The organism is Acidovorax sp. GW835-FHT14G06, assembly GCF_058793595.1.
The window spans coordinates 192780-202763 of record NZ_JBXAGA010000011.1 but is presented as its reverse complement, the minus strand read 5'-3'; the positions used below and the strand labels follow the sequence as shown (position 1 = coordinate 202763).

Genomic DNA, 9984 nt, shown 5'->3' with positions numbered 1-9984 from the left:
AGAGTTACCTGTCGAATCAGTGTGATGCATGAAGAAGCCCTCACCCTTTGGCGAATTCAGCGCCATGGAACTTGGCATACCAACTGCTTGGGTTGAATTGAAGCAGTTGCAAGACTTCCCATGGTGGTGGCACATCGCATTTGCGGGTGCTGGTGCCGTGGGGAGTGTTCACTGAACCGCAGGGGCGGGCAGGCAGATCGGGCTCCCTTTGGGGAGCCCTTTCTGTTTGTGCCCCCCACTCTGCAAGCAGCTGTAAATCCCTGCAGGATCTGAGCATTCGGGCCAGAAGCGAACCGTGAACGGTGCTCCAATCTGGCATCTTTTTTTTCCACTTGCTCGCCTCTTCTGTGAATCGTTTTTTCTCTTGTCCAGGCCGTGTGCGCCTGGCGGCTGTGCTGGCCCTGTCTCTTGCCGGCATTGCTCTCCCGAATCTTTCCTGGGCACGTTCTCAGCAGTTCGACAGTGCGGCGCTGCTCACGCCCGAACCCACCTCCTTTGCGCAATGCCCGCAGTTCTTTGCGAATGGAACTCCTCCGGCCATCACGCCCCGGCCACAGCTGCGCGAGCTTTGCTATGAAGCGTTTGCGATACTGCACTCCGGTACTACCAAGACACCGGTGTTCGTAGCCCAACGCTTGAACCGCAAGCTCATCGAGGATGCCGATGAGAAGCGTGCCAAGCGGTTCTTTGCGGATGCGCGCTTGCCCAGTGGCGAACGGGCGGAGCTGGAGGACTACAAGAACTCTGGCTACAGCCGTGGGCACATGGCACCTGCGGGAGATATGCCAACGCCAACGGCCATGGCCCAGAGCTTCAGTTTGGCGAATATGGTCCCCCAGAATGCTCAGCACAACGGTGGCGCCTGGAACAAGATTGAGCAGGACACGCGGCACTATGTAAAGCGGGCCAAGGGGGATGTGTTTGTGATCACAGGTCCCGTTTTCACCGAGAGCAGTCCGCGCGTTGGAGACAACGGCGTGCGCGTGCCGACCTATCTCTACAAGCTGGTGTACGACGCGACGACACAGCGGGCATGGGCGCATTGGCAGGCGAACCGTGAGCGTGAGGTAGCTGGGCCACCGATCAGCTATCAGGAACTGGTCAAACGCACGGGGATTGAGTTCTTAAACAAAGGTGGTCAGCAGCGCTAAGCCCAGGCGCGACTATGTAGTTTAACGCAGCCAGAAGCTCTCATGCCACAGATGACAGGCTGCGTCCACACATGTACACATGTCTTGAATCCGTGAGAAAACGTCATATCCTCGAGGGTCGCAATTCTTCGATATCGGCCCACGAAGGGGCAAGCTGCGCTCCATGAAAACCCCCGCTGCTTTCACTCCTGCTGATTTCGAGAGGTCCGTCCACAGCGTGTGCCCGAGTTCCACACCGAACTTTGATCGACGTGAGTGTCCAGACAGGTTAGTTGGCCGCATTTCACAGCTAACTGATCTGAGGGACTGGAGTTCGGTGGCACAGGCACTGCCGGAAAGGTGCAGCGAAGTCCAATGCATCCTGCTCGTCTTGGAGTCACCCCACATCGATGAATACGGGTCCAGGCAGCCGTACACGCCCTGACCCGCAAATGGGGTGACGGGGCGCCACATCCGCAAACGAGCCGGATTGCTCGTGCCTCCGTGTTGGAATAAGAACGAGACCCAGCTTTACTTGATCAACGCCATCCCCCTATCAATGCTCGCTCGGTCAGGCCACTCGCCTTTACAGGAGCAAAGTGTTCCGTGAGGCATGGGACAGCGGAGCGAGGGCGTACTTTCAGGAACGGCTCAAGCTGATTTACCGCCAAGGGGATCTTGTCGTGAACGCGTGCACAGTCGGGAAACCTGGGTCCTCATTGAGAGCGCTCGTCGAAGCCGCGATTGAAGAGGTGCTTCCCAATTCACTGCGCTCAAGGCGCGAGCACCCTTTCCGATGGATGAGCGATGAAGCAGTGCGTCGAACTTGGAAATGACACTCTGACCAGAGCAGGCTCCGCAAAGTCGGTGCAGAGTTGACCAAAAACTGTCCGTTAGACGCGTCTGGGGCTGAGTTACGGTGTTCTCGCACCAGACCGATTGCACAGTCAGTGCCCAAGTATCAAAGGGCCCCTGATAAGCCACTTGAACACCACTTCAGGCTCCGGGTGCGTTGGTTGCAACTTCCGCTCATCAACTTTGAAACTGTCACCAGACTGTCACCAGCCCCAAAATGGAAAAAAGCCCGCTATGTTTTAAATAGCAGGCTTTCTAATATCTACAATGTGTTGGTGGTAGGACGTACAAGATTCGAACTTGTGACCAACGGATTAAAAGTCCGCTGCTCTACCAACTGAGCTAACGTCCCGACCGGTTGCAGCCATCGCATTGATTGCTGCAAAGCCTTGGATTATAGCGTCTTTTTTTCAGCAAACCTGGAACTCGTTGCAAGTTTGTCGAGCACCCAGCCCGCTGCACATTGGCCGAAGGTAGCAGTCACAGCAACCACCGATCCATACCCGTGACAGTTCAACGAACCATCGCCATCGATATTGCAAGACGCGTCTGGCGGTGCCACGGCCTCCCGACTGAAAACGCAGGGGACCCCGATCTTCTTTCCTTCTCGCGGAGCTCCGTGGTGTTTGCGCATCTGATAGCGCAGTTGCGCTAGCAGAGGATCGTGGGTGGTCAGCGCAAGATCATCCACATCCACCTTGTGCGCATGCCGCTTTCCCCCTGCGGCACCCACGGTGATGTGCAGCACGCCATGGGCCTGCGCCCATACGGACAGTGCAGTTTTGGCCTTGATCTGGTCACAGGCATCAATGAGAGCGTCTATCGGCGTCTGCAGCAAGCCCGGCCAGTTTCCTGGCTCCACAAACTCTTCGACACAATGAACAATGCAACCCGGGTGGATTTGCGCGATGCGATCACGCATGGCCAAAACCTTTGCCTGTCCCACCGTATCGGTCAGCGCATGGATCTGGCGGTTGATGTTGGATTCGGCCACATGGTCCAAGTCGATCAGGGTAATTTGCGCGACGCCGCTGCGCGCGAGGGCCTCTGCAGCCCACGATCCGACACCACCAATACCAACCACAGCCACGTGAGCGGAACGAATTCTGGCGGCACCCTGCACTCCATAGAGCCGCTGGAGCCCACCAAAGCGGCGCTCCAGCACCAGCTCCGCGTCATCGTCTGGCGCAGCTTGCGAGGCCAAAGCCACATCACCCACCATTACTTGAGCCGCGAAAGTCGTTCTTTGGCGGCTACAGCTGCCTCAGACTGGGGATAAGCGCGTATCAAGTCTTCCAATGTCTTGCGCGCAGTACGCGTGTCCTTGAGCTCAATCTGGCAATTGGCGATGGACAGCGCTGCCTCGGGCGCACGAGCATGCGTGGGCGCATCAGTCAGCATTTGCTTGAAATTGCCAATTGCCTCCTTGTACTCACGGGTGGCGTACTGGGCATTTCCCAACCAAAAACGCGCAGAGGGCACGTAGCCGCTGCGTGGATACTGCCGCACGAAACCAGCGAAGGCGACACTCGCCTCAGGGAATTTGCCTGAGCGAAAAACCGCCAGGGCTGCTTCAAAATCACGCTTTTCGGCAGGGTCTGCCTGGAAATCGCGGCCATCCACATTGACCTTGATGGGCTCGAACTGTCGCAACCGCTCATCAACGCCCTGCGCGATGTCTTTCTGCCGACGCTGTAGCTCACCCACATCGCGCAACAGCTGTTCGTTCTGGCCATTGAGCTTGGCCTGCTCTGCGCGCAAGGTCTCTATCTGCGTCTGCAAATCCAGCAAGCTGCGACGCAACTGCGCGTTTTCTTCACCCAGTTTGCGCACCTCTTCTGCGGAGCGCTGTTGAGAGGACTGCAACCCATCAACACGCTGGCGCATTTCCAGGATAGCCCGTCGCGCCTCGCCATCTTCAAAGATGGCCGCATGGACTGAGGACAGCGACACCGCGAGCAACGCCGCTGTCGCGATTGCCTTCAGCGAGAAGGCCGGTGCAGCGGATTGCATCAACGGTACGACAGTTCAGCGCGACGGTTTTGAGCGCGTGCGTCTTCGGTGCTGCCTTGTGCTGCAGGCTTCTCCTTGCCAAAGCTCACGGCCTCGACCTGGCTGTCAGGCACTCCCAGCAAGCCGAGCGAACGGCGCACGGCTTCTGCACGCTTCTGGCCCAGTGCCAGGTTGTACTCGCGGCCACCTCGGTCATCGGTGTGGCCTTCGATCATGACCTTGCGGTTAGGAGCTGCTTTGATGAACCGCGAGTGCGCTTCGATCAGCGACTGGAACTCGGGCTTGATCACGTAGCTGTCGTAGTCGAAGTACACGACGCGCGCGACCCCTACGGGGCCTGCACCGTCACGGCCGGACTGGCCGAGGTCCACACCCGCCACGCCGCTTTGCGAGGTATTGCCGGAATTGGCACCGCTGTTGGCCCCACCCATGGTGGAGGTGGCGTTTTTGTCTTCCACCGGCACATCGTCCAGCTTCACGCCAGAGCTGCAGCCCGCCACGAGCGCGGCAACGGTGAGGGCAAGGGTAAAACGTTTGATCATCCAAATTTCTCCTGAAGGCTTGATAACTGAAAGTACTGATAAGTTCATTGCTTTTGGAACGGACCCCAGTCCGGTTCGCGGATGTCACCCGCCTGACCTGCGAGGCGTGCTTTGATCTTGCCGTCCAAAGTGGTGGTCATGAGGGCTTCACGGCCCTGTTGCTGGGTTGCGTACACAATGAGGCGACTGTTAGGTGCAAAGCTGGGGTTTTCGTCTGCCGTCGTGTCAGTCACGGCATTGACGGTACCGGTGGACAAATCCATGACATGAAGCTTGAAGGCACCGCCCACGCGGGAAATATAGGCCAGCCAGCGACCGTCTGGACTCACACTGGGAGAGATGTTGTAGGTGCCGGTGAAGGTCACGCGTTCCGCATTCCCCCCAGACGTACCCACCTTGTAGATTTGCGGCGCACCCCCACGGTCACTCACAAAGAAAATGCTGCGGCCGTCGCCCGAGAACACAGGCTCCGTGTCAATACCTGCGCTCTGCATCAACCTGCGAGGCTCACCGCCGTTGGCATCAATGGTGTACAGCTGCGATCCCCCATCGCGGCTCAGGGTGACGGCCAGCGTGCGGCCGTCTGGCGCCCAGGCTGGCGCACTGTTGGAGCCGCGGAAGTTCGCGATCAAGCGCCTGCGACCCGTGGCCACGTCATGCACATAAACAACCGGTTTGCGCGACTCGAACGACACATAGGCCAGTTGCCCTCCATTGGGCGACCATGCGGGCGAGATGATGGGTTCGGGGCTCGACAGCGCAGACTGCGCGTTCTCGCCGTCGGCATCCGCCACCCACAGGCTGTAGCGGGGTCCAGTTTTGGTCACATAGGCAATGCGCGTCGAGAAGATACCGCGCTCACCCGTGAGCTTTTCGTAGATGAAGTCGGCAATGCGGTGCGACACCAGGCGCAGGTCGCCCTGTGTGACCACAAAACTCTGTCCGCCCAGGTCTTGGCCCTTGACCACATCCCACAAACGAAAACGCACATCAAAACGTCCATCGGCCAAACGCGTAACGCTGCCAGTGGCCAGCGAATCCGCACTTTTCTGGCGCCACAGCGCGACGTCTGGCCGCGCGGTTTCGTCCAGCGCTGCTCCGGAGGCGTCAATGGCGCGAAACTGCCCGCTTCGCTCCAGGTCGGCCTGGACGATGGCCGCAATTTTTTGGGGCGATTGGGCCTCCCCCCGAAACGGAACGATGGCAATGGGCAACTGAGTAAGCCCGACGCCGGTGACTTCCACACGGAACTGCGCAAGGGCTGGAATGGAAGGTGATGCGATGAGTGCGGCCAGCAACTGGCGGCGCAAGGGAAGCAGCGGGGCTGCAGAAGATGGGTGTTGGGAGATTCGATCTGTGGTCATTGGCATCCAGCAGTGGCCGAACAAGTGCCGAAAGGGCAAACCCGAATGTTACACACAGCGGCGAGCCCCCTGTGACAAACTGTGCGCGGCTCACCCAGGTGGACGGGCCGCACATGGCACAAACGTAGAATCCGGGCGACATGCAAGCCACCGACACGGGCGCCACGCCCGCCACCGACCCTACTCCCCCAACTACCTTGATGGCGCGCCTGAAGCGGCTGTCGGTGTATTTTGGCGATCAACGAATGGCCTGGAGTCTGGCCATTGTCGCGACGCTGGTGGGCGCCATCACGGAGCCGTTGATCCCTGCTCTGTTGCAGCCGCTGCTGGACAAAGGGTTCACCCAGGGCACCCTGCAACTGTGGATGGTGCCCCTGGCGATTCTGGGGGTTTTCTTCGTGCGCGGCGTGGCCCAGTTTGTGGGCCAGTATGCACTGGCGCGTATCGCCAATGAAGGCATGCTGATACTGCGCCAGGCGCTGTTTGATCGCGTCCTGGCCGCAGAGATGGGCTTGTTTACGCGGCAGTCGGCCAGCGCACTCTCCAACACCGTGGTGTATGAGGTGCAGACCGGAGCCACGTTGCTGGTGCAGGCTCTGCTGGGCCTGTCACGTGACGGCTTCACGCTGGTCGCACTGCTGGTCTATTTGCTGTACCTCAACTGGCAGCTGACGCTGATCGTTGCCGTCGTCGTTCCAGGGGTGGCCTGGATCATGAAGACCCTGTCGCGGCGGCTGTACCACCTGACCAAGAGCAGCCAGCAGGCCACGGATGAGCTGGCTTATGTGGTCGAAGAAAACGTGCTCGCGCACCGCATGGTGCGCTTGCATGGGGCACAAGGGGGGCAGGCTCAGCGCTTTGCAGACCTGAGTCGCAGCCTGCGCCGCCTGGCCATCAAATCCACCATCGCCTCAGCGGCCATGACACCGCTGACCCAGTTGCTGGCGGCAGCCGCGCTGTCGGTGGTGATCTGCATTGCGTTATGGCAGAGCCGAGGTGCGGTCGATGTGAAAGACGTGACCGTGGGCGGGTTTGTGTCGTTCATCACTGCCATGCTGATGCTCATCGCGCCCATCCGGCGCCTGGCCGATGTGGCCAGCCCCGTCACGCGGGGCGTAGCCGCCTTGGAGCGCGGCCTGGGCCTGCTGGGCGACACGGGCGCAGAAACCGGTGGAACCTACCGCAAGGACCGCGTGCAGGGCGCGCTCACACTGAGCAATGTCGCCGTATCGTTCGGCCCCGACCATGCCCCCGCGCTGGACGGTGTGACCTTGCAGGTGGCTCCCGGCGAGATCGTGGCGCTGGTGGGGCCGTCTGGCGCCGGCAAGACCACGCTGGTCAACCTGCTGCCCCGTTTTGTCATGCCGTCGGCAGGCACCATCGCGGTCGATGGTCACGCGTTGCCAGACTGGGACCTGGCCTCCCTCCGGTCGCAATTTGCCATGGTGAGCCAGGATGTGGTGATGTTCAATGACACCATTGCCACCAATGTGGCGCTGGGCCAGACCGTGGACGAAACCCGTGTGCTGCAGTGCCTGGCTGCCGCCAACCTGGCCGAACATGTGGCGGGTCTCCCGAAGGGTATCCACACCATGGTGGGGCACAACGCCACGCAATTGTCGGGCGGTCAGCGCCAGCGGCTGGCCATTGCACGCGCCCTGTACAAGGACGCCCCCATCCTCATCCTCGACGAAGCCACATCGGCCCTCGACACCGAGTCGGAAAGACTCGTGCAGGAAGCCCTGCAGCGCCTGATGCAGGGTCGCACCACCCTGGTCATTGCGCACCGGCTGTCTACCATCGAGCATGCTGACCGGGTGGTGGTGATGGAGCGCGGACGGATCGCGGAGCAAGGCACCCACAGCGAGTTGATCGCGCAGGGCGGGCTCTATGCGCGCTTACAGTCACGCGCGGCGTCTGGCGCGGGGACCATCGCCGAGTAATCCACGTAAGGCCAGGGGCAGCCTCGCAGCCTCTGGCCTCACCACAGCCGCCGGGCCCTCACCCTCACCCTCACCCTCACCCTCACCCTCACCCTCACCCTCACCTTTCGCCAGCGCGCCTCTGCCGTCTGTCGCACCTACCACTTGCCCCGGTTGGGCTGGCGTCGCCGAATGGCGGCGGCAATCTTTTCTGCGGATTCAGTCCGGCTCACACGCAATGCGAAATCTGCTGCGGTCAACCCCAGCTGGTTCTTGAGCGTGGGGTCGGCCCCTTCGTCCAGCAGCAATTGCACGGCCTCGGTAGAGCCGTAATGCGCCGCCATCATCAGCGGCGTGGTGCCGTTGGGCGATGTTGCGTCGATGTAGGCGTGGTTTTCGAGCAGCAAGGAAATGATCACAGCATGCTGCGGCGAACCTGCCGACGCGGCGTAGTGCAGCGGGGTCCAGCCCGTCTTGTTGACATCGGCATCGCGCGCGATGAGCGCCTTGACGGCCTCCACGTTGCCCTTGATGGCAGCCATCATCAACGGGCTTTCGTCCTTGGCATTGCGGGCCTCCACATTCAGCCGACGGGATGCCAGCAACGCAGCAACGGCCTTGTTCGCGCCGTTTTGCAGGGCAATCATGAGTCCCACCTGCCCCTTGGGATCGCGCGTGTTGGGGTCAAAACCGCGACGCAGGAGTGTGTTGATGGCATCGCCATCGTCGCGAAGGACCGCCACAAAAAAATCTTCGTAGGCACCTGCCCAGGCACGGGCAGACACCATGCCCACTGCCACAGCCACCAGGGCGGAACGTCGTTGCAGGCTCATCCCACCACCCCCGGGAACAAGGTGTCGAAATTACGGCTGGTGGCCTCTGCCACCACCTCCAGCGCCAGGCCTTTGGTATCAGCCACTTGCCGGGCCACATGGGGCACATACGAGGGGTTGTTGGTCTTGCCACGGTAGGGCACTGGGGCCAGGTAGGGGCTGTCGGTCTCGATGAGCATGCGGTCCAGCGGAACAAAGGCCACCACGTCACGCAGCTCCTGGGCGCTCTTGAATGTGACGATGCCCGAGAAAGAGATGAAGTAGCCCAGGTCCAGTGCCGCTCGCGCGACCTGCATCGATTCGGTAAAGCAGTGGAACACGCCACCTGCACGGTTGCCCGGGCCGTCTTCACCCTCCTCACGCAGGATGGACAAGGTATCGTCCGATGCATTTCGCGTGTGGATGATGAGCGGCTTGCCACACGCACGCGCCGCGCGGATGTGGGTACGGAAACGGTCACGCTGCCACTCCAGGTCGGCAATGCTGCGCCCGCCCTTGCGGTCTTCCATGCCGTAATAGTCGAGCCCGGTCTCGCCAATGGCTACCACGCGGGGCAACGCAGCACGGTCCAGCAGATCCTGCACGCAGGGCTCGGTCACGCCCTCGTTGTCGGGGTGCACGCCCACCGTGCTCCAGAAGTTGTCATGGGCCAGGGCCAAGGCGTGCACGCCCTCGAACTCTTCCATGGTGGTGCAGATGCACAGGGCCCGGGTGACCTGCGCCTCGGCCATGGCCTGGCGGATGGCGGGCAGCTGGCTGACCAGCTCCGGGAAGTTGAGGTGACAGTGCGAATCAGTGAACATGCGGTTTCAAAACAATGGGGCCTGCGCCAGCGGATGAGAGCCCAAGGCGCTGTCACAAGACTGCTGCCCGGTACACCCTCGTTAGCGCACGCTCTAAACAAAAATGCCGACCAGCCAGCGCAGGTCGGCACAGGGGCGGCAGTGGCGCGGGTCAGATCGTCTGGGTAGGACGGTCGGAGCCCAGCGCAGTTCCCAGCAATTCCTCGATCTTGGCCTTGAGCTGGCGAGACTTTTCATCCTTGGGGAACTGGATACCCACCCCTTGCGTGCGGTTGCCCGCAGCACGCGCCGGGGTCACCCAGGCCACACGACCTGCCACCGGATAGCGCTGCGTGTCGTCGGGCAAGGTCAGCAGCACGTACACATCGTCGCCCAGCTTGTAGTCACGCTGGGTGGGCACAAAAATGCCCCCTTCGGCAAAAAAGGGAATATAGGCGGCGTAAAGCGCTGCCTTTTCCTTGATGGCCAGCTGCATGACGCTGGGGCGGGGCGCTGTGGATGGACTGCTCATGGGTGGGTGTG

9 protein-coding genes and 1 tRNA gene are annotated in these 9984 nt (G+C 60.9%); 2 read left to right on the top strand and 8 right to left on the bottom strand.

All coding sequences use genetic code 11. The annotated features are described in order from the left end of the window. Window positions 1–470: 470 nt before the first annotated feature. Complete coding sequence (locus AC1Q64_RS19725) at window positions 471–1151, top strand: DNA/RNA non-specific endonuclease (RefSeq protein ID WP_233247328.1); 681 nt, start codon at window positions 471–473, stop codon at window positions 1149–1151. A 1110-nt stretch (window positions 1152–2261) separates the two neighbouring features. Here the strand turns inward: AC1Q64_RS19725 and AC1Q64_RS19720 are convergent. The 5 genes from AC1Q64_RS19720 to tolB all read right to left on the bottom strand — a co-directional run bounded on the left by AC1Q64_RS19720 (window position 2262) and on the right by tolB (window position 5904). Next, window positions 2262–2337, bottom strand: a tRNA-Lys gene (locus AC1Q64_RS19720). A 42-nt stretch (window positions 2338–2379) separates the two neighbouring features. Continuing rightward, window positions 2380–3207, bottom strand: a complete 828-nt coding sequence (locus tag AC1Q64_RS19715) for a tRNA threonylcarbamoyladenosine dehydratase (protein WP_291436707.1) — start codon at window positions 3205–3207, stop codon at window positions 2380–2382. Beyond that, window positions 3207–3998: a tol-pal system protein YbgF gene (gene ybgF, locus AC1Q64_RS19710; protein WP_492252503.1), complete on the bottom strand. Its 792-nt coding sequence runs from the start codon at window positions 3996–3998 to the stop codon at window positions 3207–3209. The genes AC1Q64_RS19715 and ybgF overlap by 1 nt, the downstream gene beginning before the upstream one ends. Beyond that, on the bottom strand, window positions 3998–4540 hold the full coding sequence (gene pal, locus AC1Q64_RS19705) for a peptidoglycan-associated lipoprotein Pal (RefSeq protein WP_492252502.1): 543 nt from the start codon (window positions 4538–4540) through the stop codon (window positions 3998–4000). Before pal ends, ybgF begins: the two co-directional genes overlap by 1 nt. Before the next feature lie 44 nt (window positions 4541–4584). Next, window positions 4585–5904 (bottom strand): Tol-Pal system beta propeller repeat protein TolB, encoded by a 1320-nt coding sequence (gene tolB, locus AC1Q64_RS19700; protein ID WP_291436701.1) that lies wholly within the window; start codon window positions 5902–5904, stop codon window positions 4585–4587. A gap of 140 nt (window positions 5905–6044) precedes the next feature. Between tolB and msbA the strand changes: the two genes are divergently transcribed. After that, the gene (msbA, locus tag AC1Q64_RS19695) at window positions 6045–7847 is read left to right on the top strand and encodes a lipid A export permease/ATP-binding protein MsbA (protein ID WP_492252501.1); all 1803 of its coding nucleotides are present in this window, start codon (window positions 6045–6047) and stop codon (window positions 7845–7847) included. A gap of 137 nt (window positions 7848–7984) precedes the next feature. Here msbA and AC1Q64_RS19690 read toward each other — a convergent pair whose 3' ends face one another. The 3 genes from AC1Q64_RS19690 to AC1Q64_RS19680 all read right to left on the bottom strand — a co-directional run bounded on the left by AC1Q64_RS19690 (window position 7985) and on the right by AC1Q64_RS19680 (window position 9973). Continuing rightward, window positions 7985–8659 (bottom strand): ankyrin repeat domain-containing protein, encoded by a 675-nt coding sequence (locus tag AC1Q64_RS19690; protein WP_492252500.1) that lies wholly within the window; start codon window positions 8657–8659, stop codon window positions 7985–7987. Beyond that, entirely contained in the window at window positions 8656–9462 is an 807-nt protein-coding gene (locus tag AC1Q64_RS19685) for a TatD family hydrolase (protein ID WP_291436695.1), read from the bottom strand. The genes AC1Q64_RS19690 and AC1Q64_RS19685 overlap by 4 nt, the downstream gene beginning before the upstream one ends. 151 nt (window positions 9463–9613) lie before the next feature. Beyond that, a complete protein-coding gene (locus AC1Q64_RS19680) occupies window positions 9614–9973 on the bottom strand; it encodes a PilZ domain-containing protein (protein ID WP_015013859.1) in 360 nt (119 codons plus the stop codon). Window positions 9974–9984: the final 11 nt, after the last annotated feature.